The organism is Paraburkholderia sp. J67 (assembly GCF_905220265.1).
GTDB lineage: Bacteria > Pseudomonadota > Gammaproteobacteria > Burkholderiales > Burkholderiaceae > Paraburkholderia.
The window spans coordinates 145,653-170,383 of sequence record NZ_CAJMZK010000011.1; the positions used below are offsets into that span (position 1 = coordinate 145,653).

At 63.2% G+C, this 24,731-nt stretch carries 18 protein-coding genes and 2 tRNA genes; 18 read left to right on the plus strand and 2 right to left on the minus strand.

Features of this window, described 5'->3' with window-relative positions; all coding sequences use genetic code 11:
- Positions 1 to 32: 32 nt before the first annotated feature.
- The 3 genes from dxs to U5782_RS21105 all read left to right on the plus strand — a co-directional run bounded on the left by dxs (position 33) and on the right by U5782_RS21105 (position 4,401).
- Complete coding sequence (gene dxs / locus U5782_RS21095; RefSeq protein WP_322045823.1) at positions 33 to 1,940, plus strand: 1-deoxy-D-xylulose-5-phosphate synthase; 1,908 nt, start codon at positions 33 to 35, stop codon at positions 1,938 to 1,940.
- A 191-nt stretch (positions 1,941 to 2,131) separates the two neighbouring features.
- Positions 2,132 to 2,941, plus strand: coding sequence for a GTP cyclohydrolase FolE2 (gene folE2 / locus U5782_RS21100; protein WP_322045824.1), 810 nt, complete (start codon positions 2,132 to 2,134; stop codon positions 2,939 to 2,941).
- Positions 2,942 to 3,285: 344 nt separating this feature from the next.
- The gene (locus tag U5782_RS21105; protein ID WP_322045825.1) at positions 3,286 to 4,401 is read left to right on the plus strand and encodes a porin; all 1,116 of its coding nucleotides are present in this window, start codon (positions 3,286 to 3,288) and stop codon (positions 4,399 to 4,401) included.
- A gap of 2 nt (positions 4,402 to 4,403) precedes the next feature.
- Here U5782_RS21105 and tsaD read toward each other — a convergent pair whose 3' ends face one another.
- Positions 4,404 to 5,432 carry a tRNA (adenosine(37)-N6)-threonylcarbamoyltransferase complex transferase subunit TsaD gene (gene tsaD, locus U5782_RS21110; RefSeq protein ID WP_322045826.1) on the minus strand — a complete coding sequence of 343 codons (1,029 nt, stop codon included), beginning with the start codon at positions 5,430 to 5,432 and terminating at the stop codon, positions 4,404 to 4,406.
- Between the two features lie 198 nt (positions 5,433 to 5,630).
- On the opposite strand from tsaD, the gene U5782_RS21115 reads away from it, so the two are divergent.
- From U5782_RS21115 to U5782_RS21145, 7 genes are all read left to right on the plus strand, one after another.
- Entirely contained in the window at positions 5,631 to 6,854 is a 1,224-nt protein-coding gene (locus U5782_RS21115) for an NAD(P)/FAD-dependent oxidoreductase (protein WP_322045827.1), read from the plus strand.
- Between the two features lie 137 nt (positions 6,855 to 6,991).
- Positions 6,992 to 7,204: a 30S ribosomal protein S21 gene (rpsU, locus tag U5782_RS21120; RefSeq protein WP_133193608.1), complete on the plus strand. Its 213-nt coding sequence runs from the start codon at positions 6,992 to 6,994 to the stop codon at positions 7,202 to 7,204.
- A gap of 245 nt (positions 7,205 to 7,449) precedes the next feature.
- A complete protein-coding gene (locus U5782_RS21125; protein ID WP_322045828.1) occupies positions 7,450 to 7,896 on the plus strand; it encodes a GatB/YqeY domain-containing protein in 447 nt (148 codons plus the stop codon).
- Positions 7,897 to 8,008: 112 nt separating this feature from the next.
- Positions 8,009 to 9,892 carry a DNA primase gene (dnaG, locus tag U5782_RS21130; protein ID WP_322045829.1) on the plus strand — a complete coding sequence of 628 codons (1,884 nt, stop codon included), beginning with the start codon at positions 8,009 to 8,011 and terminating at the stop codon, positions 9,890 to 9,892.
- Between the two features lie 163 nt (positions 9,893 to 10,055).
- Positions 10,056 to 12,467: an RNA polymerase sigma factor RpoD gene (gene rpoD / locus U5782_RS21135; RefSeq protein ID WP_322045830.1), complete on the plus strand. Its 2,412-nt coding sequence runs from the start codon at positions 10,056 to 10,058 to the stop codon at positions 12,465 to 12,467.
- 182 nt (positions 12,468 to 12,649) lie between these two features.
- Positions 12,650 to 12,737 (plus strand) — tRNA-Ile (locus U5782_RS21140).
- Positions 12,738 to 13,005: 268 nt separating this feature from the next.
- Positions 13,006 to 13,082, plus strand: a tRNA-Met gene (locus tag U5782_RS21145).
- Positions 13,083 to 13,188: 106 nt separating this feature from the next.
- On the opposite strand, the gene U5782_RS21150 is transcribed toward U5782_RS21145, so the two are convergent.
- On the minus strand, positions 13,189 to 14,268 hold the full coding sequence (locus tag U5782_RS21150) for an AraC family transcriptional regulator (RefSeq protein WP_322045831.1): 1,080 nt from the start codon (positions 14,266 to 14,268) through the stop codon (positions 13,189 to 13,191).
- 213 nt (positions 14,269 to 14,481) lie between these two features.
- Between U5782_RS21150 and U5782_RS21155 the strand changes: the two genes are divergently transcribed.
- The 8 genes from U5782_RS21155 (at position 14,482) to U5782_RS21190 (ending at position 24,724) form a co-directional block, all read left to right on the plus strand.
- The gene (locus U5782_RS21155) at positions 14,482 to 15,816 is read left to right on the plus strand and encodes an APC family permease (RefSeq protein ID WP_322045832.1); all 1,335 of its coding nucleotides are present in this window, start codon (positions 14,482 to 14,484) and stop codon (positions 15,814 to 15,816) included.
- Positions 15,817 to 15,875: 59 nt separating this feature from the next.
- Positions 15,876 to 17,264, plus strand: coding sequence for an aspartate aminotransferase family protein (locus U5782_RS21160; protein ID WP_322045833.1), 1,389 nt, complete (start codon positions 15,876 to 15,878; stop codon positions 17,262 to 17,264).
- A gap of 14 nt (positions 17,265 to 17,278) precedes the next feature.
- Entirely contained in the window at positions 17,279 to 18,703 is a 1,425-nt protein-coding gene (locus U5782_RS21165) for an aldehyde dehydrogenase family protein (protein ID WP_322045834.1), read from the plus strand.
- A gap of 416 nt (positions 18,704 to 19,119) precedes the next feature.
- Complete coding sequence (locus tag U5782_RS21170; protein ID WP_322045835.1) at positions 19,120 to 20,019, plus strand: nucleoside-specific channel-forming protein Tsx; 900 nt, start codon at positions 19,120 to 19,122, stop codon at positions 20,017 to 20,019.
- Between the two features lie 43 nt (positions 20,020 to 20,062).
- A complete protein-coding gene (locus U5782_RS21175; protein ID WP_322045836.1) occupies positions 20,063 to 21,337 on the plus strand; it encodes a NupC/NupG family nucleoside CNT transporter in 1,275 nt (424 codons plus the stop codon).
- A 10-nt stretch (positions 21,338 to 21,347) separates the two neighbouring features.
- The gene (gene deoC, locus U5782_RS21180; RefSeq protein ID WP_322045837.1) at positions 21,348 to 22,133 is read left to right on the plus strand and encodes a deoxyribose-phosphate aldolase; all 786 of its coding nucleotides are present in this window, start codon (positions 21,348 to 21,350) and stop codon (positions 22,131 to 22,133) included.
- Positions 22,134 to 22,153: 20 nt separating this feature from the next.
- On the plus strand, positions 22,154 to 23,473 hold the full coding sequence (gene deoA, locus U5782_RS21185; RefSeq protein ID WP_322045838.1) for a thymidine phosphorylase: 1,320 nt from the start codon (positions 22,154 to 22,156) through the stop codon (positions 23,471 to 23,473).
- Positions 23,474 to 23,488: 15 nt separating this feature from the next.
- Positions 23,489 to 24,724 carry a phosphopentomutase gene (locus U5782_RS21190; RefSeq protein ID WP_322045839.1) on the plus strand — a complete coding sequence of 412 codons (1,236 nt, stop codon included), beginning with the start codon at positions 23,489 to 23,491 and terminating at the stop codon, positions 24,722 to 24,724.
- Positions 24,725 to 24,731: the final 7 nt, after the last annotated feature.

The following is a 24,731-nucleotide window of genomic DNA, read 5'->3' on the forward strand; positions in this document are numbered from 1 at the left end:
GGGAGCGCCCGATTTCCTACAATGGAACGACGATGTACGACTTGCTGAAAACCATTGACGACCCGGCGGATTTGCGCCGCCTCGATCGCCGCCAGTTGCAACCGCTTGCCGACGAATTGCGTGCCTTCGTTCTCGACAGCGTGTCGCAAACGGGCGGCCACTTGTCGTCCAACCTCGGCACGGTCGAACTGACGATCGCGCTGCATTACGTGTTCGACACGCCGCGCGATCGCATCGTCTGGGACGTGGGCCATCAGACGTATCCGCACAAGATCCTGACGGGCCGTCGCGACCAGATGTCGACGCTGCGTCAGCTTGGCGGTATTTCCGGTTTCCCGAAGCGGGACGAATCGGAATACGACACGTTCGGCACCGCGCACTCGAGCACGTCGATCTCGGCCGCGCTCGGCATGGCCGTCGCGAGCAAGCTCAAGGGCGATAACGCCATGGGCATCGCCGTGATCGGCGACGGCGCGATGACGGCCGGCATGGCCTTCGAGGCACTGAACAACGGCGGCGTCGAAGACGACGTGCCGCTGCTCGTGATCCTCAACGACAACGACATGTCGATCTCGCCGCCGGTCGGCGCCCTGAACCGCCACCTCGCGCGCCTCATGTCGGGCCGCTTCTACGCTGCCGCGCGTGCGGGCGTGGAGCGCGTGCTGCGCCATGCGCCGCCGGTGCTCGATCTCGCCCGCAAGCTCGAAGAGCACGCGAAGGGCATGATCGTGCCGGCCACGCTGTTCGAGGAGTTCGGCTTCAACTACATCGGCCCGATCGACGGTCACGATCTCGATTCGCTGATCCCGACGCTGCAGAACATCAAGGAACTGCGTGGTCCGCAATTCCTGCACGTGGTGACGAAGAAAGGCCAGGGCTACAAGCTTGCCGAAGCCGATCCGGTCCTGTACCACGGCCCCGGCAAGTTCAACCCGGCCGAAGGCATCAAGCCGTCGACGGCGCCGAGCAAGAAGACCTACACGCAGGTCTTCGGCGAATGGCTGTGCGACGCGGCGGAACTCGACTCGCGCGTGGTCGGCATCACGCCGGCAATGCGCGAAGGCTCGGGCATGGTCGAGTTCGAGAAGCGCTTCCCGGATCGCTACTTCGACGTCGGTATCGCCGAACAGCACGCGGTGACGTTCGCGGGCGGTCTCGCAGCGGAAGGCATGAAGCCGGTGGTCGCGATCTACTCGACCTTCCTGCAGCGCGCCTACGACCAACTGATCCACGACGTGGCGCTGCAGAATCTGCCGGTCGTATTCGCGATCGACCGCGCGGGCCTCGTTGGTGCAGACGGTGCGACGCACGCGGGTGCGTACGATCTCGCCTTCATGCGCTGCATCCCGAAGATGATGGTCATGGCGGCGTCGGACGAAAACGAATGCCGTCAGATGCTTTACACGGCGCTCCAGCAGGACTGCCCGACGGCCGTGCGTTATCCGCGCGGTGCGGGCACGGGCGTGGCGACCGTCAAGCAGATGGCTGCGTTGCCGGTCGGCAAGGGCGAAGTGCGTCGCGAAAGCCGTGCGCCGGCAGGCAAGCGTGTGGCGATCCTCGCGTTCGGCACGATGGTCGCGCCGTCGCTCGCCGCAGCGGAAGAGCTGGACGCCACCGTGGCGAACATGCGCTTCGTGAAGCCGGTCGACGCGGAGCTGATCAAGCAACTCGCCGAGACGCACGATTACCTCGTGACCATCGAAGAAGGTTGCATCATGGGCGGCGCGGGTTCGGCCTGCGTGGAATCCCTGCTTGAAAGTGGGGTTATCAAGCCCGTACTACAATTGGGCCTCCCCGACACCTTCATCGATCACGGCGATCCGGCGAAGCTGCTGGCGGGCGTCGGCCTCGACGCGGCAGGCATCGCGAAGTCCATTCGCGAGCGCTTCCTCGACGGCGCGGCGAACGCGTCGGGCAAGACGGTGATGCGCGTCGCGTAAGCGAACACGCTAGCCGGGCAGCCTGAGCTGTGCGGGTCGTCAGTGCCATCCATGGTGGTCTGCGGCCGCGCAGCTGCCCCTACACCTTGAACCGTCGGAAAGGGTTCGCGCCCTGTTCCGCCAGCAAGCGCCGGCTCATGCCGGCGCTTGCCATTTGCGCGCCGCATTCGGCGCGACTTGAGGATAAGAATATGAATCAGATGAACCCGGCCTTCGCGATGCCGGACGTGCAAAGCTCCGTCGATACCCGTCAGATCCCGATCCAGCGTGTGGGCGTGAAAGGCGTGCGCCATCCGCTTACGGTGAAGACGGGCGCGGGCGACGTCCAGCCGAGCGTCGGTACGTGGAACCTCGACGTTCATTTGCCCGCGGACCAGAAGGGCACGCACATGTCGCGCTTCGTCGCGCTGCTCGAAGAGAACAAGGCGCCGCTCGAACCGGCGACGTTCCGTGCGATGTTGACCGCGATGCTCGCGAGGCTCGAGTCGGAGGCTGGCCGTATCGAAGTGTCGTTCCCGTACTTCGTGAAGAAGGTTGCGCCGGTCTCGGGTGTGGAAAGCCTGCTGGACTACGAAGTCACGCTCACGGGCGACGCGCGTGACGGCGCCACGCGTCTGTTCCTCAAGGTGCTCGTGCCGGTGACGAGCCTGTGCCCGTGCTCGAAGAAGATCTCGCAGTATGGCGCGCACAACCAGCGCTCGCACGTGACGATGGATGTCGAGTTCGGCGGCGACCTGGCGGTGGAAGAGCTCATCCGCATCGCCGAGGAAGAAGCCTCGTGCGAACTGTGGGGCCTGCTCAAGCGCCCGGACGAGAAGTTCGTGACCGAACGCGCGTACGAGAACCCGAAGTTCGTCGAGGATCTGGTGCGCGACGTGGCCGTGCGCCTGAATGCCGATGCGCGAGTGATCGCCTATACGCTCGAGGCCGAGAACTTCGAGTCGATTCACAATCACAGCGCATACGCGGTGATCGAGCACGACAAGCGCACGGCGGGCTGATACCTATCGCCTGGCATTTGACGTAGCGAAGTATCGACGGCAGCTTGCCCTGGCAAGCTGCCGTTTTCATTTGAGCGCAAGAAAGCCGTGATCACCCTTGTGTGCTTCCAGGGAAAACATACAGGAGTGCGAATTGCATATTTTTCGCGATAACGCGATTGTCGCTTTATCGCCAGTGCAGCAAAAGTAATCTTCGTGTAAGTGTTGATTGTTTGAGGTGTGGCAATGCCGCGGTCTACCTTCGCCGTTATAACTCCACGGCAATACGACGTCCTAACGAGTTGGCGCAGAGCTCTTGAGAGCAATGTCTGACTCACTCATCAGAAAAAGACGAAGGAGACAAAATGCGCTTTTGCAGGAAAGGCATGTGCGGTGTGGCGTTGTTCCTGGCGGCGGCTGGCGCGAATGCGCAATCGAGTGTCACGTTGTATGGCGTTGCCGACACGTTTGTTCAGTTCCTCAATAACGGCGGCAAGCAATCCTGGTCGGAACGCGGCGGTGGGGGAACGCCGTCGCTCTTCGGCTTCAAGGGATCGGAGGATCTCGGTCGTGGCCTGAAGGCTGTATTTAATCTGGAAAGCGGCTTCAATATGAACAACGGCACCGCCTTTGCCGATACGGGCGCCATGTTCTATCGTCAGTCGTGGGTCGGTCTTGCGCACGAGAAATACGGCACGCTCACATTCGGGCGCCAGTATCAGCCGACATTCTGGATTCTCTATCCATCGGAGCCGTTTCGCGCCAACGAGGTGCTCTCGCCGCTGGCCGCCGCGGGCAACGTCGTCGATCGCAATACCATTGGCATGCAGACCAGTGGCGGGCGATCGAGCAACTCGGTGGTGTACAAATCGCCGAATCTCAGCGGATTCCAGCTGTGGGCCATGTACGCGTTCCAGTCCAGCGTGACGCAGCCCGCACCGCAAACGAACGGCAACATGATCGATATTGCCGCCAGTTATACGGGTTACGGGCTATACGCCGGACTCGCCTATCAGTATCAGCATCCGGGCACGAAGACGTTGGCCAGCTTGCCGTCCATTCTCAATACGGTGGGTACGGAGCATTTCAACAGTGCGCTCGCGTATCGGTTCGGGATCGTCAATCTGCAATTCATTTATGGCTATCACCGCCCGAAGAATGACGACTCAAGTGCGCTTGCGACGAGACTTTCGGCCGTGCATCCCTACAGCGCGATGCAGGCCGGCGCCACGATTCAAGCCACCTCTGCGGACGTGATCGAATTCGTGGCTCTGCAACGCAGCGTGCGTGGCGTGCATGACAACGTGTTGGCGCTGCAACTGGGCATCGATCACAGCTTGTCGAAGCGCACAGCGATCTATGCACGAGCGGGCTACATGAAGAACAACGGCACTTCCACGATGAGTTGGACTGGCGTCGGGGTTACGGCGCCGGGCACCAAACAAACGCTGGCGGTCGTCGGGATGACGCAGCGCTTCTGACGTTATTGCGTGGCCAGCGACGTGAGATCCCAGCGCGGCTTCACGGTGAACGCGTAATCGTGCGTCGCCTGGTCGGGCCAGCGTTGCAGGCGCAGCGCGCCCGCGAGCGCGATCATCGCGCCGTTGTCGGTGCAAAGCGAGAGGTCGGGGTAGTGCACTTCGAAACCGCGCTTTTGCGCCGCCGCCGAAAGTTTCTCGCGCAACTGCTTGTTTGCACCCACGCCGCCCGCCACCACGAGGCGTTTCATCTTTGTCTTCTTGAGCGCGGCGAGCGACTTCGCGGCCAGCACGTCGACTGCGGCATCGACGAAACCGCGCGCGATATCGGCTTTGCCTTGTTCGCAGATGTTCGGGCCGAGCTTCTTCACATGCGTGAGCACGGCCGTTTTCAGGCCGCTGAAGCTGAAGTCGAGATCGCCCGAATGCAGCATCGGCCGCGGCAATTCGATCGCGCCCGGCGTGCCGAATTCGGCGAGACGCGAAACTTCGGGACCACCCGGATAACCGAGGCCGAGCAGCTTGGCAGTCTTGTCGAAGGCTTCGCCGGCAGCGTCGTCGAGCGTTTCGCCCAGCGTTTCGTACACGCCCACGTCGGTCACGCGCATGAGCTGCGTATGGCCGCCCGAGACGAGCAGCGCGACGAACGGGAAAGGTGGTGGCGCATCCACGAGCAACGGCGAGAGCAGATGCCCTTCGAGATGGTGGATGCCGACGGTCGGGCGATTCCAGGCCATCGCCAGCGCGTTGGCAATGCTCGCGCCCACCAGCAGCGCGCCCGCGAGACCCGGGCCCTGGGTGAACGCGATGGCGTCGATGTCGCTGCGCGCAGCGCCGCTTTTCGCGAGCACCTCTTCGAGCAGTGGCAGGGCGCGGCGGATATGGTCGCGCGAAGCCAGTTCGGGCACGACGCCGCCGTACTCGCGGTGCATGGCGATCTGCGAATGCAGCGCGTGCGCGAGCAGGCCACGCTCGCTGTCGTAGAGCGCGAGGCCGGTTTCGTCGCAGGAACTTTCGATGCCGAGAACGAGCATGGTGGGGCGTGCGACGGCGCTTAAAGACCCAGAAGACCTTCTTAAGGACCCACGGTCGGGGGCAAAAACCGTCGCTAAATCAATGTGAAAGGTAAACCCGAAAGTATAGCAGTGCACGTGGAACCCGGCTGAGGGCTACCAGCGCGTGTGTGGCTGGAGCCCGCCACCTGGACCCGGCGCACAGGTAAAATGCGCGCCATGGAATCTTTCGACATCGCCGTGATCGGCGCAGGGGCCGCCGGCATGATGTGCGCGGCGGTGGCGGGCCAGCAGGGCCGCCGTGTGGCGCTGATCGACCACGCTCCGCGCCTCGCGGAAAAAATCCGCATTTCGGGCGGCGGCCGCTGCAATTTCACGAATCTGCACGCCAGCCCCGCCAACTATCTCTCGAACAACCCGCATTTCTGCCGCTCGGCGCTCGCGCGCTACACGCCGCGCGACTTCATGGCGCTGCTGCGTCAGCATCGCGTGACCTGGCACGAGAAGCACAAGGGCCAGCTCTTCTGCGACCAGTCGAGCGACGCCATCATCGACGTGCTGCGTGCGGAATGTGACGCGGGCAAGGTGGCCTGGCGTCGCCCGTTGCCCGTCGAGGAGGTCGCGCACGCCGATGGTTCGGGCTTCACGCTCGGCACGCCGCAGGGCCAGATTCGCGCGAAGGCGCTCGTGATCGCCACGGGCGGTTTGTCGATTCCGAAGATCGGCGCGACGGATTTCGCCTATCGCGTGGCGAAGCAGTTCGGTCACAAGCTCATCGATATGCGCCCCGCGCTGGTGCCGTTGACCTTTGCGACGCAGGAGTGGGCACCCTATGTGCCGCTCTCGGGCGTGTCGCTCGACGTCCATGTGGCCACCGGCGAGCGCAAGACAGGCGGTGCGTTCGACGAAGATCTGCTGTTCACGCACCGCGGGCTCTCGGGCCCGGGCGTGCTACAGATTTCGAGCTACTGGCAGCCGGGCCAGCCGATTCGCGTGAATCTGCTGCCCGAGCGCGACGCCACCGAGGCGCTGATCGAAGCGAAAAGTACGACGAAACGCCAGATCGGCAACCTGCTTGCCGAGTGGGTGCCTGCGCGTCTCGCGCATGCATGGCTCGAGACGCACGGCGTGCCGCTCGACGCGCGACTCGCCGATCTGCCGGACAAGACCATGCGCCGTATCGGCGAAGGCCTCTCGCAGTGGACACTGACGCCGACTGGCACCGAGGGCTACAAGAAGGCCGAAGTGACGCGCGGCGGCGTGGATACGCGCGAGCTCTCGTCGGCGACGATGATGAGCCAGCGTGTGCCGGGTCTCTACTTCGTGGGCGAAGCGGTCGATGTGACGGGGTGGCTCGGCGGCTACAACTTCCAGTGGGCGTGGGCGTCGGGCGTTGCCGCGGGCGAGGCTGCGGCGCAATTCGCGTTGACCGGCAGCGCCTGATCCAGACGGGCGATCCTGGTCTTCGTGAGGTAGCCCGGAACCCTGACTGGATGCGGGTTTTCCTCCCGGCCGCCGCATTATGGCCGTGCGGGGAACTGCTATACTGGCTCTCTTTACCCCAGATCCGTTATTGGCAAATGACGACCATCCGCGTAAAAGAAAACGAACCCTTTGAAGTGGCCATGCGCCGCTTCAAGCGCACGATCGAAAAGAACGGGCTGTTGACCGAACTTCGTGCGCGTGAGTTTTACGAGAAGCCCACGGCTGAACGCAAGCGCAAGAAGTCGGCAGCGGTGAAGCGCCATTTCAAGCGTCTGCGCAGCCAGATGTTGCCAAAAAAGCTGTACTGAATTCGACGTTGCCGTGGTGCTTCCGCAGTCCGGATTGCCACGGTGACGCAAACAGCCGGCCGCGCAAGCGCCGCGCTGTCTCTCTGGTGTGGTCGCAACCACGTCGAACCCGCACCGACCCGCCTGGAAACGCTTCCAGGCGGGTTTTTGCATTCCTGCGATGCTTCGGTGCGAAGTTCAGACTCGGCGGCCACGCTGCCCGGTGAATCCGGGATTGTGCAACCCCAACGCATTTCAGGTGAGTAATGAGTCTCAGAGACCAGATCAACGACGACATGAAGGCCGCGATGCGCGCGCGCGAAAGTGAGCGCCTCGCCACGATTCGTCTGCTGCTCGCCGCGATCAAGCAACGCGAAGTCGACGAGCGTGTCACGCTCGACGACGCCGCCATCACGGCAGTCATCGACAAGATGATCAAGCAGCGCAAGGACTCGATCAGCCAGTTCGAAACCGCCGGCCGCACCGACCTCGTCGAAAAGGAACAGGCCGAACTGACCGTGCTGGCGGCTTATATGCCCGAGCAGCTTTCGGAGGCGGAAATCGCCGCCGAAATTCAGGCAGCGGTCGCCCAGGTGGGCGCTGCCGGCCCGCAGGACATGGGCAAGGTCATGGGCGTGATCAAGCCGAAGCTGGCTGGTCGCGCCGATATGACGGCCGTTTCCGGCCTCGTCAAGGCTGCGCTCTCGAAGTAAGGGGCACGGCATTGCCCCGCACACGGCGCCGGCCTTCGTGCCTGCGCCGTGAGGGGCTTGCAGCGGGCCGCGCAAGCGTGCCCGACCCATCCCAACTGAGCGACCAAGCCTGATGATTCCGCATTCGTTCCTGCAGGATCTGCTAAACCGCGTCGATATCGTCGACGTGGTGGGACGCTTCGTGCAGCTCAAGAAGGGCGGCGCGAACTTCATGGGCCTGTGCCCATTCCACAACGAGAAGAGCCCTTCCTTCACCGTTAGTCCAACGAAGCAGTTCTATCACTGCTTCGGCTGTGGCGCGCATGGCACCGCGATCGGCTTCCTCATGGAGCACGCGGGCCTGACGTTTCCCGAGGCCGTCAACGAACTCGCGCAGTCGGTTGGCCTGAGCGTGCCGCAGGAGCCGTCGCCCGTGCGCGGCGGCGGCGGCCGCGGCGCTCAAGGCGAGGGCGGCTATGCGCCCGGCGTCTCGAAGGCCGTCTCCAACGCGTTGTCCGACGTGATGCAAACCGCCTGCGACTACTACCGCAAGCAGTTGCGCAGCGCGCCCAATGCGATCCAGTACCTCAAAAAACGCGGCCTGACGGGCGAAATCGCGGCCCGCTTCGGGCTGGGTTACTCGCCCGATGGATGGCAGAACCTCGAAACCGCGTTTGCCGATTATCGCGACGATGCGCTCGTCGAATCGGGCCTTGTGATCGTCAGCGAGAAACAGGACGCCCAGGGCCAGGCGCGCCGCTACGACCGCTTCCGCGATCGCGTGATGTTCCCCATCCGCAACGTGAAGGGGCAGGTGATCGGCTTCGGCGGCCGCGTGCTGGACGGCGGCGAGCCCAAGTATTTGAATTCCCCGGAAACGCCGCTATTTAACAAGGGCAGCGAACTGTACGGGCTGTTCGAGGCGCGTCTCGCGATCCGCGAACTGCATTACGTGCTGGTGGTGGAAGGCTATATGGACGTGGTGGCGCTCGCGCAGCTCGGGTTCCAGAACGCCGTGGCGACGCTCGGCACGGCCTGCACGCCGATCCACGTCCAGAAGCTGATGCGTCAGACCGATACGGTGATCTTCAGCTTCGACGGCGACTCGGCGGGCCGCCGCGCGGCGCGTCGCGCGCTGGACGCGTGCCTGCCGCACGCGGCGGACAACCGCACGATCCGCTTCCTGTTTTTGCCGTCCGAGCACGATCCGGACAGCTACGTGCGCGAATTCGGCACTGAAGCCTTCAAGGAGCAGGTCGAGCGCGCCATGCCGCTCTCGCAGTTCATGTTGAACGAAGTGCTGGCGGGCAAGGAGCTGGACCAGCCGGAAGGGCGCGCCCGCGCGCTGTTCGACGCCAAGCCGCTGCTGCAGATGCTGCCGGCGAACGCGTTGCGCGCGCAGATCATGCACATGTTCGCAGATCGCCTGGACGTGCCGTTCGAGGAAGTGGCCGGGCTCTGCGAGGTCGACGCCCGCATCGCTCAGGCGGCGCGCCAGGCGCCCGCCCGCAAGGACCGGCATCTCGTTACGGGGATCGAGCGCAAGGCGCTGCGCAACCTCGTGATGCATCCGCGCATCGTGGCGCAGCTCGACGAAGAAGCCGAACAGGCGCTCATCACGCTCACGCGGCATGGCGAACTGTTCGAGGAAGTGACCACGCATGCCCGTGCGCTGGGCGACGCAGCCGAATTCCAGCTGTTGTCAGATTTATTGAGAAATGGGGCCAATGCTCCAACCTTCGAGGAGATTTTTCGCGAAATTCTGGACTATGATGAAAACGTTCGGGATTTGCTGATGAAAAATCCGGAAGATGCCGCCGTGCTCGAAGAGCGCCGCGAGCAGGAGCGGCTCGTGAGCGAAGAGCTGACGGCGGCGATCCTCAAAATGCGTTTCGACGCCTGTAGCGAGCGACTGGACGTGCTTTCCAGGCAGTCGCGACATACGCCCGAGGAGCTGGCCGAGTACGTGAAATTGAATCAGGCGCGGGCTGACATGAAACGTCAGCTCGGGCTGTAAGGGAGGATCGCGCGCGGGGGATTATTACCGTGCGTGGTATAATAAAAGGTTTTCAGCGGTTTGTTTTTGTTTTTTCCGGGCGGGCAACACAGGTATCACTCGGAGGTCGTTTCGCCGAGCGATGCCGAAAGGTGTCCATTTTCCAGCAAGGGGCGGAATGGCAATGGCAAAGACTACAGGCGGAAAAAAGGCGGCAGGCAAAGGCTCGACGGAGCCGACCCATACGGTCACAGAAGCCAGGCACGCCCCTTCCGTCCGTTCCCGCCGTCAGGCGGTAACCGCCAGTCATGAAGTCCCCGCAGTCCGGAAGAAATCCCTGGCTGCTTCGGCCGCGCGAGCGGCGCCCATACGTGCGGCGAAAGCCGTTACTCATCCGGCAACGAAGCGGTCCGGTGGTCCGAGTAGTGCAAGGCAAGTGCCTGCCGTTGCGGACGATGCGGCAGAGCGCGAGGCTCCAGTATCCACGGTTCAAGAGGCTGTTGTCCAACAGCCCCGAGTCGAGACTACAGCCGGTACGGCGAACTCCATGACGAAAAAGCTGAATGAAGTGTCCGTCGATGACGACGCAAACCAGAGCGAAGAAAGCACGCCCGCCGCGGGCAAGGGAGAAAAGACCTCCCGTGCGCGCGACCGGCGAGCGAAGGAGAAGGCGCTGCTGAAGGACGCGTTCGCGTCATCGCAGCCCGGGACCGTCGAGGAACTCGAAGAGCGCCGCAACAAGCTGCGCGCGCTCATCAAGCTTGGCAAGGAGCGCGGCTACCTCACCTACGCCGAAATCAACGATCACCTTCCGGACAACTTCACCGAAACCGAGGCGATCGAAGGCATCATCAGCACGTTCAACGACATGGGCGTCGCCGTCTACGAACAGGCGCCCGATGCTGAAACGCTGCTGCTCAACGACAACGCCCCCAATGCCTCGGTCGACGACGAAGTCGAAGAAGAAGCAGAAGTTGCGCTGTCCACCGTCGACTCCGAGTTCGGCCGCACGACCGACCCGGTGCGTATGTACATGCGCGAAATGGGCACCGTCGAGCTGCTCACGCGCGAAGGCGAAATCGAAATCGCCAAGCGCATCGAAGACGGCCTCATGCACATGGTCATGGCGATCTCCGCCTGCCCGACCACTATCGCCGATATTCTCGCCATGGCCGAACGCGTCGCCAACGACGAGATTCGCGTGGACGAGCTAGTCGACGGCCTGGTCGATCCGAACGCAGAAGACACCGACGGCTTTAACGCCAAGGAAGCGGAAGAGATCGAGAACGAAGACGAGAACGCCGAAGAGGAAGAAGAGGAAGAGGGCGAAGAAGAGGAAGACGACGGCACGGCACAGGCGACGGCCAATGCGGCGCAGCTCGAAGCCCTCAAGCGTTCCGCGCTCGAGAAGTTCGCGCTCATCAGCGAATGGTTCGACAAGATGCGCCGCGCGTTCGAGAAGGAAGGCTACAAGTCGAAGGCCTACCTGAAGGCGCAGGAAACGATCCAGACCGAGCTGATGTCGATCCGCTTCACGGCGCGTACTGTCGAGCGTCTGTGCGACACGCTGCGCGCGCAGGTGGACGAAGTGCGCCAGGTCGAGCGTCAGATCCTGCACACCGTGGTGGACAAATGCGGCATGCCGCGCTCGGAATTCATCACGCGTTTCCCCGGCAACGAAACCGATCTCGAATGGGCCGACAAAGTCGTGGCCGAGACGCATTCGTACAGCGCGATCCTCTCGCGCAACGTCCCGGCGATCCGCGAACAGCAGCAGCGTCTGCTCGATCTGCAGGCGCGCGTGGTGCTGCCGCTCAAGGACCTCAAGGAAACCAACCGCCAGATGGCGGCCGGCGAATTGAAGGCGCGCCAGGCGAAGCGCGAGATGACCGAGGCCAACCTGCGTCTCGTGATCTCGATCGCGAAGAAGTACACGAATCGTGGCCTGCAATTCCTCGACCTGATCCAGGAAGGCAACATCGGCCTGATGAAGGCGGTGGACAAGTTCGAATATCGCCGCGGCTACAAGTTCTCGACCTACGCGACGTGGTGGATCCGTCAGGCCATCACGCGCTCGATCGCGGACCAGGCGCGCACGATCCGCATTCCGGTTCACATGATCGAGACGATCAACAAGATGAACCGCATCTCGCGGCAGATCCTGCAGGAAACCGGGCTCGAGCCGGATCCGGCTACGCTCGCCGAGAAGATGGAAATGCCGGAGGACAAGATCCGCAAGATCATGAAGATCGCGAAGGAGCCGATCTCCATGGAAACGCCGATCGGCGACGACGACGATTCGCATCTGGGCGATTTCATCGAGGACAACAACACGGTGGCGCCGTCCGACGCCGCCCTGCATGCCTCGATGCGCGACGTGGTGAAGGACGTGCTCGACTCGCTCACGCCGCGCGAAGCGAAAGTGCTGCGCATGCGTTTCGGTATCGAAATGAGCACCGACCACACGCTGGAAGAGGTCGGCAAGCAGTTCGATGTGACGCGCGAGCGAATCCGCCAGATCGAGGCGAAGGCGCTGCGCAAGCTGCGTCACCCAAGCCGTTCCGACAAGCTCAAGTCCTTCCTCGAAGGGAATTGACGACGCGTGCGTTCTGTCTGGAGTTCATTGAGGATTCAGGCATGAGCGCATGCAGCGCAAGTAATTGCGCATGATGGATGGTCAGGCCGGCCCAGTTTCGTGTAGTATGTCGGCCTGCCGTCGAAAAGCCCGGCTCTTGTTAGACCGGGCTTTTTTGTTGACGCTTCATCGTATCGCCTCGTGGGCCGGACGCCGTGTTGGTTGCAGGCAGCGGACTCATAATCCGCCGGAGAAATCCCGTCGTCGGTTCGAACCCGACCCGGCCCACCATAATTCCCCATCGTTTTTCCAAGCTCCCGATTTTCCCGCGAAATCGCGTCTCATCGCGTTGGGTCGATCTTCACCCTTCACAAGCATGATCCGCGTGTAGTATTCAGTCATCCTTAGCAATATATGGCAAGGTGGCGGCGTCTACTCACGAATGTCATTCGCCGCCGTCCGACGAACGTGTCTTGTCAGTGTTCGCCTTCGTGCCCCACATCGAGAAAATATTGCGCTTTTGTTTGCTTTTATCGGCCAGTCCGCATATAATCTTTTTCGCGGGGTGGAGCAGTCTGGCAGCTCGTCGGGCTCATAACCCGAAGGTCATAGGTTCAAATCCTATCCCCGCAACCAATATCAAAGCCCGCTCTGCGAAAGCAAGCGGGCTTTCTCTTTTGGCTCGCTCGTGAGCCCAATTCCTTCGTGCTACGAAGGAATTGATCACCCAGCGTCATCCTCATCACTCTCCCCGTGGAGCGCGCCCCGTCCAGCGCCGGAACGCATGCCGGAAGCTGCGCGGCTCGCTATAGCCTAGACGTTCCGCCACCGCGGCGACCGTGAACGCCTCGTCGTCGAGCAGTTGAATCGCAGCGCTGCGGCGCACGTCGTCGAGCAACGCCTGAAACGAAAGCCCGTCCTTCTCCAGTCGCCTGCGCAGCGTGCGTTCCGTCATATGCAGCGCGCTCGCCAGCGCCGTCATCGATTTGAAGCGCGCCAGGTCGCGTCCCATCAGTTCCTTCGCGCGATCGGCAAAACGTGTGCCGATCGACGCGGCCCATTCGCGCTCCAGCACTTCGCATTGACGGTGCAGCGCATTGAAGCTCACCTCGTTAGCCAGACGCGGCATCTCCATGCCGCTCACCGCCGTGAACACGAGCGCATCCTCGCCCGCATTGAAGCGTACGCGGCAGCCATAGTGCTGGGCGTATTCGGCCGCGTAGCGCGGCGTGCGGCGAGCCAGATGCACCTCCGCAGGCCAGACCGGCTGCCCGACCAGATCGGAGACGATCAGACGCAAGCTCGCGAGACACATGTCAGCCTGATAGGTCTCGATATCGGGCTCGCCGTTGTAGCGGCCAATCGACACCGTCATGCCAGCGGGCGTGGCGCGCACGCGCACATCGAAGTAGAGGCCCATGAATAGCGGAAACTGGCTCATGCAACTGAACGCCTGCATCACCGATCCGCTAATGAGCATCGCGTAGCCCGCGAGACCCAACGTGGAGACATGCAGTCTGCCGCCTATCGCAAGACCGATCGACGGACTGCCGCTGTGGCGCAGCAAATTGCGGAAACAGCGTTGTTCCTGGTTGCGGTTCACATGAATCGTGGGCGAAGCAACCTGGCGTGCCTCGAGCCCTGTGCCTTCGAGCAGGGCGGTATCGTCGATATGACGTACGCGGCATTCATCGAGCGCCGCGGCGATCGCGTGAACGGTCGCGGGAATGTCTTCCTGGCGTCCGATTGGATCCTCCAGGCCGAGCGACGAACGCAGGCGGCGTTCGACCGTGCTCTGGCTGTGGCGAGTTTCGTCTTTCAAGGGCATATACCTACATATGTCATGCGCAAAACATAGCTGGAAAGCGTGTCAAATGCCAGCGCATTGCACCTGAATCAGGAGGCGAGAGCGCGTCTGATCGGCATGTCATGAGATCTATGTCCGAAAATATCCCCCCATAACGTCCTCTTTTCTCATTCGTCGTCGATTTATGTCGTACCACACTCTCTTCTGAGCAACGACAGGAGACGAGCCGTGCAAGATGAAGTCGGGCATGCAACAACGAATACGCGAACGCGTCGGCTAGGGCTGTTTACGCTGGTGATCTTCGGCATTGCCTACATGCTGCCGATGACGGTGTTCACCACCTATGGACTGGTGAGCGGTCAGACGAACGGGCACCTCGCAGCGGCCTACACGGTCACGCTGATCGCGATGCTGTTCACGGCGTGCAGCTATGGCCATATGGCGCGCCTCATGCCGAGCGCGGGTTCGGCCTACACGTTTGCGACGCGCAACTTCGGCACTTCGACGGGCTTCATGGTCGGCTGGGCGCTGTTGCTTGACTACCTTTTCATTCCGATGATCAGCTATCTGGTGATCGGCGTGTACATGAAGCAGTTGTTTCCAGCGGTGCCGGCGACCATCTGGGTGGTCGCGAGCATCGCCATCGTCACGGGGTTGAACATCTTCGGCATCAAGCTCGTGAGCCGCGTGAACCTGATTCTGATCGCGAGCCAGATGGTGTTCATCGCGGTGTTCCTGGTCGCCGCATCGCGGCTTGCCATCGCACATGATTTGCCGATGTCGTTCGCGCTGCCGGGCGCTGGCAACGCGAGCGCGATATTCGCCGGTTCCGCCATCCTGTGCCTGTCCTTCCTGGGTTTCGATGCGGTGTCCACGCTCTCCGAGGAGACGCACGATCCGCGTCGCACGGTGCCGCGCGCCATTCTGCTGTGCACGCTCGCAAGCGGCGTGTTGTTTGTCCTCGTGGCCTTTGTCGGGCAAGTGGTGTACCCGGACTGGCATACCTTCAAGGATCTCGATTCCGCGAGCCTCGAACTGATGCAGCGCGTAGGCGGCGGCACATTGTCCGCATTCTTCGTCGCGGTGTATGTGGCGGGCTGCTTCGCGAGCGCGATGGCCGGGCAGGCGAGCGTCACGCGTGTGCTGTTCGCGATGGGGCGCGACCAGGTGCTGCCCGAGCGCATCTTCGGGCATTTGCACGCGCGGCTCGGTACGCCGGTGCGCGCCACGCTCGTGGTCGGCGCGTTGTCGTTTTCCGCGCTGTTCATCACGCTCGACCTCGCCTCGACAATGATCAGCTTTGGCGCGCTCGTCGCCTTCGCCGGCGTGAATCTGTGCGTCATGCGCAGCTACCTCACGCAGCGCGAAAACCGCCACTTCGCGGGCTGGATTAAATACGGAGTGCTGCCAGCGATCGGCTTTGCGATGAATGTATGGCTCTGGTCGGGCCTGTCGCGGCAGACGTTCTATGTCGGCGTAGCGTGGCTTGCGGTCGGGCTATGCCAGCTCGTGTGGCTGACGCGCGGATTCACGCGCCCCGCACCGACACTGACGATGAACTGAACACGCATTCGAATATTCGAACCAACACGTTGTAGAACTCATGAGGAAGGAGCAAGACGATGAGCGATAAGGATAACCAACAGAATCTTCAGGAACTGGGCAAGCGGCATCTGCTGATGCATTTCACGCATGCCGATGCCTATGGCGACAAAGACCTGACGGTATTCGACCGTGGCGAAGGCTGCTGGCTGATCGATCAGACGGGCAAGCGCTATTTCGACGCGTTGGCGGGCCTGTACTGCGTGCAGGTGGGCTATAGCCACGGCGCCGAGATCGGCGACGCCGTGCGCGAACAGATGGTGCGCCTGCCGTTCGCGACCAACTGGGGCAATGGCCACGAAAGCTCGATTCGCCTCGCGCATAAACTGTCGACGCTCGCACCGGAAGGAATGAACCGCGTGTTCTTCACGTCGAGCGGGTCGGAGTCGAACGAATCGGCGATCAAGCTCGTGCGTCAGTATCACCAGGCGCGCGGCGAGCCGCAGCGGCGCAAGTTCATCGCGCGTCGCGTGGCCTATCACGGCACGTCGTTCGGTGCGCTTGCGCTGAATGGCATGACGAACTTCCGCAAGCACTTCGAGCCGCTGATGTCGGGTGTGCGCCACGTCAACAACACGAAGCGCTATGGCCGTCCGGCAGACGAGAGCGAAGCGCAATTCACGCGCTTTCTGCTCGACGAAATCGAATCGCTGATCATTCAGGAAGGCCCGGATACCGTCGCGGCCATCGTCGTCGAACCGTTGCAGAACGCGGGCGGCAGCCTCACGCCGCCGGCCGGCTACGCGGCGGGCCTGCGCGAGCTTTGCGACCGTCACGGCGTACTGCTCGTGGCCGACGAAGTGATCTGCGGCTTTGGCCGCCTCGGCGAATACTTCGGCTCGCGCCGCTATGGCCTGAAGCCGGACATTCTCACGTTCGCGAAGGGCATCGCCTCGGGCTACGTGCCGCTCGGTGGCGTGATCGCGAGCGATACGGTCGTGGACACGGTGCTCAAGGGTCCGCAGCAGATGTTCCTGCACGGTGCGACCTACGGCGGCCATCCGGTCGCGTGCACGGCTGCGCTCGCCAATCTGGCGATCATCGAACGTGAAGGCGTGCTCGACAATGTGCGCGAAAACGAACGCCATTTCCGCACGCTGCTCGATGGTCTGCTCGAATTGCCCTGCGTGGGCGACGTGCGCGGCGACGGCTATCACTACTCGCTCGAACTCGTGTCCGACAAGGCCGCGCGCCGCTGGACGGCGGTCATGAACGCGCAGACCTTTGTGTCGACGGTGCTCGCGCCCGCGCTCTTCGATGCTGGCCTGCTGTGCCGTGCGGGCGTCGATCACGAGGGCACGCCCATCCTGCAATTCTCGCCGCCGCTCGTGATGTCGCGCGATGAAATCAGCTGGTTCGTCGCGCAGATCCGGGATGTCCTCGCGGCCGCCTACGCGCGCGCTGCGTGATGAAGGAACTGACGATGCGACAGTCACAACAAAGCTATATCGCTGGCGAGTGGTTTGATCCGGCGAACGCTCAGGCGATCGACGTGATCGATCCATCCAATGAGCGACCCTATGCACAACTGAAGATTGGTAGTGAGGTCGATGTCGATCGCGCGGTACAAGCCGCGAAGCAGGCCTTCGATACGTTCTCGCGCTGGAGCGTCGAACAGCGTGTGGCGCTGCTGGAGCGCGTGTTGGCGATCTATCAACGCCGCTACGAAGAGGTAGCACAGACCATCAGCCAGGAGATGGGCGCGCCGATCGCGTTCGCGCGCGCGATGCAGGCCGCGGTGGGCACTGCGCATCTGGAACAGACGATCCGCGCGCTGAAAACGTTCGAATTCAGCAAGCAGACGGACTCGATGCTGGTCTCGCACGAGCCGATCGGCGTGTGCGCGCTGATCACGCCGTGGAACTGGCCGATCAACCAGATCGTCTGCAAGGTGGCGCCCGCACTCGCGGCGGGCTGCACGATGGTGCTCAAGCCCAGCGAGGTCGCGCCATTCAGCGGCATCCTGTTCGCGGAGATTCTGGAAGAGGCGGGCGTGCCGCCGGGCGTGTTCAATCTCGTGCACGGATACGGGCATGTCGTGGGCGACGCGCTGTCGCGGCATCCCGATGTCGATATGGTCTCGTTCACGGGCTCGACGCGTGCGGGCATCGAGGTCGCGAAGGCCGCCGCCGATACGGTCAAGCGCGTGCATCAGGAGCTAGGCAGCAAGAGCCCGAATCTCATCCTGCCCGATGCCGATATCGAAGACGCCGTGACGCGCGGCGTGCGCAGTTGCTTCAGCAATAGCGGACAGTCCTGCAATGCACCTACGCGCATGCTGGTGCATGTGGATCATCTGCGTATCGCGGAGCAGGCCGCGCGCGCGGAAGCCGAGCGCACGCCCGTTGGCGATCCGCGCGCGGCGGGCACGGGCATCGGGCCGGTCGTTAGCCGCGTCCAGTTCGATCGCATCCAGCACTTGATCGGAGTCGGCATCGAGGAGGGCGCAACAGTCGTGGCGGGCGGGCTAGGGCGACCGGAAGGGCTGCGTGAAGGTTTCTACGTGCGCCCGACGGTGTTTTCGAATGTGCAGCCCCACATGACGATCGCGCGGGAGGAAATTTTCGGCCCGGTGTTGTCGATCATGACGTATCGCACTGAAGAAGAGGCAATCGCGCTTGCTAACGACTCGGTGTACGGACTCGCGGGCTATGTGCAGTCGAAGGACATCGAGCATGCGCGCCGAGTAGCGGCGCGACTGCGCGTGGGCAATGTCCATATCAACTATCCGGCGTGGAATCCGGCAGCGCCGTTCGGTGGCTTCAAGCGTTCTGGCAACGGGCGTGAATACGCGGAATTTGGTCTCGCCGAGTATCTGGAAATCAAGGGCACGACGGGTTACGCGTAATCGTTGTCTCCCGGCGCTTGCGCGGCAGCGTCGGGCCATCGACCGCTGCCTCGATATCATCAAGTTCCTCGCCAATCTGTCCTGAGATCGTCATCGAGCCGGTTTAACGCCAGGCAGCCGGGCTGCGAAGCCCACCTATTTCCTGATCCCCCCTCCTGGCGCGCATCTCCGCGCGCCATCTCCCATCCCCTCTGGTTTTCCCTGACTCTGCCAAAAAAGCTTTTTTGTTAATGTTATAAACATAACAAAATGTGTTCCGATGATCTCACAAGATGAGATATTCAAGACAGATAAGGAAGCAGACCGTGGACCCAACGAGGAGACCGTGGCTTAAGGCGACAGAGGCAAAAGAGGCAGAGGAGGCAGGCGTTCCAGGACGTCACGACCGGCCAGGTCTGGTCGTCGGACTAGCTGCGTTGGCATTGATCGCCGCGCCTGCGCACGCCGACACCCTGGCCGAAACCGGCGGCACGCCGCCCGAACTGAATACGCCCATCGCGTCCACCACGCAGGCGGGCAGCGCCGCGCCGCAATACCTGTCGGACTGGCTGCACCAGAGTCTCGGCGTGATCGGCTCGAAAGACATCCGCTTCGGCCCGTATCTCACGAACGACGTTTATCTGGAGTACGAATATTTCGGCCGAAAAGGGCCATTCGATCTGTACGGTTACGTAGACGTGCCGCGTGCCTTCGGTGTTGGCAATGGCCACGACACGGGCATCACCAACAAGGGCTCGCCGCTCTTCACGGAGCAGGAGCCGCGCGTGTCCATCGACGATCTGCTCGGTCGGCACCTGGGCTTCGGGCCGTTCAAGGAGTGGTACGCCGCGTTCGACTGGATCTACGACCAGGGGCATAACCTCTCGGGCCGCCAGAACACGCTCTATATGGGCCTCGGCACCGACATCGCCACGCCGCTGCCGGTTTATCTCTCGGCCAACCTGTACGTGCGCCGCCAGTGGGAGAACTACGGCGCGGCCAACGCGAACAGCTGGGACGGCTATCGCGCACAGATGAAGATGGTCTATCCGATCGGCACGCTCAAGGGTGGCAACCTCACGTTCGTGAGCTTTTTCAACTATGACTTCGGCTCGCGCCTCGCCGAAGAAACCGGCGGCAACACGCGCAGCGATACCGCATTCGTCTCGACCAACGTGTTGATCTACGAGTTCAAGCACTGGCGCTTCTGGACCGCGGCGCGTTATTTCCACAATGGCGGTCAGTGGAATGGCACCGCGCTGAATTTTGGCAGCGGACCCTTCCAGAACCGCTCGACCGGCTGGGGCTATTACGCCAGCGTCGGTTACCGGTTCTAACCCAAGGTTCGCCCAATTCCTCAAGGTCTCGATAGGACTCGATATGGATATCCTGCGCAGTGTGTGTGGCATTCTGGTGTTGCTGGTGTTTGGCTATGCTCTGTCGATGAACCGTGGCGCGGTGCGTGCGCGCACGGTGCTCGCGGCGCTTGCGACGCAGATCGTGATCGGCGCGCTCGTGCTGTTCGTGCCGATGGGGCGTCACGTGCTCGCGCTCGTCGCCAATGCCGTGAACGGCATCCTCGAAATGGGTCAGCACGGGCTGGCGTTTCTGTTCGGCGGCCTGGTCGGCGACAAGATGTTTGCGCTGTTCGGCGCGGACGGTTTCGCGTTCGGCCTGCGCGTGTTGCCGATGATCATCTTCGTGACGTCGCTGATCGCCGTGCTCTATTACCTCGGCGTGATGAAGTGGATCATCGCGATCATCGGCACGGCGGTGTCGAAACTCTTGGGCGTGAGCCGCGCCGAAGGCTGCTCGGCGGTGGCGACCATCTTCCTCGGCCAGAGCGAAATGCCCGCGTTCGTGAAGCCGTTCGTGCGCCGTCTTTCAGGGCCGGAGATTTTTGCGGTGATGTCGAGCGGCATGGCGTCCGTGGCGGGTTCGGTGCTGGCCGGTTATGCGGGGCTGGGCGTGAAAATGGAATATCTGCTTGCGGCCTCGTTTATGGCGATTCCCGGCGGCCTGCTATTTGGCAAGATGCTGTGTCCCTCGGTCGAGGCGACGCACATCGACATCGGCTCGCTCGAATTCGACGAAAAGCGCGCCACCAGCGTGATCGAGGCGGGGGCTTCGGGCGCGAGCGTAGGCATGAAGATCGCGGTGAACGTGGGCACCATGCTGGTCGCCTTCATCGGCCTGATCGCGCTGCTCAACGCGGGTGTGAGCGTGGTGGCCGGCTGGCTCGGCTTCGCGCACGTCACGTTGCAATCGCTGCTGGGCGCGCTGTTTGCACCGCTCGCGTGGATGATCGGCGTACCGTGGCAGGATTCGGTGGTGGCCGGTAATTTCATCGGTCAGAAGCTGATTCTCAACGAGTTCGTGGCGTATAGCGGGCTGTCGCCGTATCTCCAGGACAGCGCGCATGTGGTGGCGGCCGGCTTGCCGCTGCTCACCCCCAAGACCATCGCCATCATCTCGTTTGCGCTGTGTGGTTTCGCCAATTTTTCGTCGATCGCGATCCTCACCGGCGGCTTCACCGCGGTCGCGCCGGAATTGCGCGGTGAAGTCGCGCGTTTCGGTCTGCGTGCGCTCGCTGCCGCGACGCTCTCGAACCTCATGAGCGCGACGATCGCCGGACTGTTTTTCTCTCTTTCCTGACGGGCTTTTTATGGACCAGGCACTGACACGCAACCAGCTCGCCGAGCGCGCCTTGCATGCGCTGCATCTCATCGACCTGACCTCGCTCAACGACGACGACACCGACGCCTCGATCGCGGCGCTGGCCGCGTCGGCCGATACGCCCGTGGGCACGCCAGCGGCGCTGTGCGTGTACCCGCGCTTCGTCGGCACCGCGCGCGCGGCACTGGAGGCGAACGGCCTTGCGCTGCCAATCGCAACCGTCACGAATTTCCCCGCGGGCGCAGCCGACCCGCAAGCGGCGGCACGTGAGACCGCCGACGCCGTCGCGCTGGGCGCGGACGAAGTCGATGTGGTGTTCCCCTACCGCGCGCTGCTCGCGGGCGACGCGCGCGTGGGCCGCGAACTGGTCGCGCAATGCCGCGTGGCCGCAGGCGACAAGTGCCTCAAGGTGATTCTGGAAACGGGCGAGTTGTGCGACACGGCGTTGATCCGCCGCGCGAGCGAGATCGCCATCGAGGCAGGCGCGGACTTCATCAAGACCTCGACAGGCAAGGTGAGCGTGAACGCCACGCTCGACGCGGCCGCAGCCATGCTCGCGGCGATCCGCGAGGCAGGGCGCACGGTGGGCTTCAAGGCGGCGGGCGGCGTGCGCACGGCGCAGGAAGCCGCTGCCTATCTCGCACTCGCGGAGCGCGAACTGGGCGTGGGCTACACGGTGCCCGCGAAATTCCGCTTCGGCGCGTCGGGCCTGCTCGGCAGCCTGCTCGCGACGCTTGGCCATGGCAAGGACGCAAAGCGTCCGGGCGCGTATTAACGATTGATCGGAGGACACCCATGTTTCTGCCCCAGGAATTCGTGCGCAAGGTGCGCGACCGCCAACCGCTCGACCAAGCCGAAATCGCGCAATTCGTCGAAGGCGTGACGAGCGGCCACGTGACCGAAGGCCAGATCGCGGCCTTCGCGATGGCCGTCTACTTCAACGAATTGCCGATCGACGCCCGCGTGGCGCTTACGCTCGCGCAGCGCGATTCCGGCGACGTGCTTGACTGGCGCGCGCTGAACCTGAACGGCCCGGTCGTGGACAAGCACTCGACGGGCGGTGTCGGCGACCTGACCTCGCTACTGCTCGGGCCGATGGTGGCCGCATGCGGAGGCTATGTGCCGATGATCTCGGGGCGCGGCCTCGGCCACACGGGCGGCACGCTCGACAAATTCGAATCGATTCCGGGCTACAACGTCGCGCCCGACACGGATACTTTCCGTCGCGTGGTGAAGGAGGTGGGCGTGGCGATCATCGGCCAGACCGCGCGCCTCGCGCCCGCCGACAAGCGCATCTACGCGGTGCGCGACGTCACGGCCACGGTCGAATCGGTGTCGATGATCACGGCATCGATTCTCTCGAAGAAGCTTTCTGCGGGCCTCGATGGTCTCGCGATGGATGTGAAGGTGGGCTCGGGCGCGTTCATGCCCACTTACGAGAAGTCGGTCGAACTCGCGCGCAGCATCGTCGATGTCGGCAATGGCGCGGGCATGAAGACCACGGCCACGCTTACCGACATGAGCCAGTCGCTCGCGCCGTGTGCGGGCAACGCGCTGGAAGTGGCGTGTGCGATCGACTATCTGACCGGCAAGTCGCGTCCCGCGCGCCTGCACGAAGTGACGATGGCGCTGGCCGCGCAGATGTTGCTGATCGGCAAGCTCGCGAAGAACGAAGCCGAGGCGCACGCGCGCCTGCTGGCGGTGCTCGAATCGGGCGAGGCGGCCGAGCGTTTCGCGCGCATGGTGAAGGCGCTGGGCGGCCCCGCAGACCTGCTGGAGCGGCCGCAAACGCATCTCGCCACGGCTGGCGTGATCGTGCCGGTCCCCGCGCCGCGTGGTGGCTCGATCGCGCGTGTCGATGCGCGTGCGCTTGGCATCGCCGTGGTGGGGCTGGGCGGCGGCCGCATGAAGACGACCGATACGCTCGATTATTCGGTGGGCCTGTCCGGGCTGATTGAATTGGGTGAGCGCGTGGAAGAGGGGCAGGCGTTGGGCGTTGTGCACGCACAAAGCGAAGACGCGGCGAAGCGCGCCGTGAGCGAGGTGCAGCGCGCCTACACGATCGGCGATGCACCAGACGCGCTGCCGCCCGTGATTCACGCCTTGCTCGATTGAGCGCGGGAGATTCGCATGCGCGCAATCGTATTGGTGATGGACTCGCTTGGTATCGGCGCGGCGCCCGACGCCGCGCGATTCAACGACACGGGCTCGAACACGTTCGGCCATATCGCCGAGCGCTGCGCGCGCGGTGAATGCGATACCGCTGAGCGCAACGGGCCGCTGCGGGTGCCGCAACTCGAACGCCTGGGGCTTGCGCTGGCGAGCGAACTGGCGACGGGCACGCTGCCCGCGGGCATGACGGCGCAGGCCGCGCTGCTGGGTGCCTACGGCGCGGCCTGCGAGGTGTCCTCGGGCAAGGACACGCCGTCGGGGCACTGGGAGCTGGCGGGCGTGCCGGTGCGCTTCGACTGGGGCTATTTCTCGCAACCCACCGAAACCTTCCCGCCCGAACTGCTCGACACGCTCGTGCGCCGCGCGGGCCTGCCGGGCTACCTCGGCAATTGCCACGCGTCGGGCACGGAGATCATTACGGCGCTCGGCGAGGAACACATCGCGACGGGCAAGCCGATCTTCTACACCTCCGCCGATTCGGTGTTCCAGATCGCCTGCCATGAAGGCACGTTCGGACTCGAACGGCTCTACGCGCTCTGCGAAATCGCGCGCGAGGAAGTGGACCGCTACAACATCTGCCGCGTGATCGCGCGGCCATTCGCGGGCGCAAGCCGCGCCGATTTCAAACGCACCGGCAATCGACGCGATCTGGCCGTCCCGCCGCCCGCGCCCACCGTGCTCGACAAGCTCGCGCAAGCGGGCGGCGAAGTGATCGCCATCGGCAAGATTTCGGACATCTATGCGGGCATGGGTGTGACGCAGAAGATCAAGGCAGACGGACTCGACGCCTTGTGGCGCGCGACGCTCGACGCAGTGCGGGACGCACCGGATTTCAGCCTCGTGATGACGAATCTCGTCGATTTCGATCAGCTCTATGGGCATCGCCGCAACGTGGCGGGCTACGCGAGCGAACTGGAGCGCTTCGACGCGCTGCTGCCGCAACTCTATCCGCTGCTGCGCGAGGACGACGTGCTGATTCTCACCGCCGACCACGGCTGCGACCCCACCTGGCCCGGCTCCGATCACACGCGCGAGCATGTGCCGCTGCTGGCCTACGGCGCGCGTGTCGTGCCTGGCAGCCTGGGGGTGCGCGGCTCGTTCGCGGATCTTGGACAGAGTCTCGCGCAATGGTATGGACTCGAAACTTTCGCCGATGGCGTCGCGTTCCTGAACGCGCCGTCCACGGCCCAATGAATCAAGG

Excerpts from the sequence above, each read along its gene's own strand:
- dxs (WP_322045823.1), top strand. The coding sequence starts at position 33 with ATGTACGACTTGCTGAAAACCATTGACGACCCGGCGGATTTGCGCCGC.
- folE2 (WP_322045824.1), top strand. The coding sequence starts at position 2,132 with ATGAATCAGATGAACCCGGCCTTCGCGATGCCGGACGTGCAAAGCTCC.
- U5782_RS21105 (WP_322045825.1), top strand. The coding sequence starts at position 3,286 with ATGCGCTTTTGCAGGAAAGGCATGTGCGGTGTGGCGTTGTTCCTGGCG.
- tsaD (WP_322045826.1), bottom strand. The coding sequence starts at position 5,432 with ATGCTCGTTCTCGGCATCGAAAGTTCCTGCGACGAAACCGGCCTCGCG.
- U5782_RS21115 (WP_322045827.1), top strand. The coding sequence starts at position 5,631 with ATGGAATCTTTCGACATCGCCGTGATCGGCGCAGGGGCCGCCGGCATG.
- rpsU (WP_133193608.1), top strand. The coding sequence starts at position 6,992 with ATGACGACCATCCGCGTAAAAGAAAACGAACCCTTTGAAGTGGCCATG.
- U5782_RS21125 (WP_322045828.1), top strand. The coding sequence starts at position 7,450 with ATGAGTCTCAGAGACCAGATCAACGACGACATGAAGGCCGCGATGCGC.
- dnaG (WP_322045829.1), top strand. The coding sequence starts at position 8,009 with ATGATTCCGCATTCGTTCCTGCAGGATCTGCTAAACCGCGTCGATATC.
- rpoD (WP_322045830.1), top strand. The coding sequence starts at position 10,056 with ATGGCAAAGACTACAGGCGGAAAAAAGGCGGCAGGCAAAGGCTCGACG.
- U5782_RS21160 (WP_322045833.1), top strand. The coding sequence starts at position 15,876 with ATGAGCGATAAGGATAACCAACAGAATCTTCAGGAACTGGGCAAGCGG.
- U5782_RS21165 (WP_322045834.1), top strand. The coding sequence starts at position 17,279 with ATGCGACAGTCACAACAAAGCTATATCGCTGGCGAGTGGTTTGATCCG.
- U5782_RS21175 (WP_322045836.1), top strand. The coding sequence starts at position 20,063 with ATGGATATCCTGCGCAGTGTGTGTGGCATTCTGGTGTTGCTGGTGTTT.
- deoC (WP_322045837.1), top strand. The coding sequence starts at position 21,348 with ATGGACCAGGCACTGACACGCAACCAGCTCGCCGAGCGCGCCTTGCAT.
- deoA (WP_322045838.1), top strand. The coding sequence starts at position 22,154 with ATGTTTCTGCCCCAGGAATTCGTGCGCAAGGTGCGCGACCGCCAACCG.
- U5782_RS21190 (WP_322045839.1), top strand. The coding sequence starts at position 23,489 with ATGCGCGCAATCGTATTGGTGATGGACTCGCTTGGTATCGGCGCGGCG.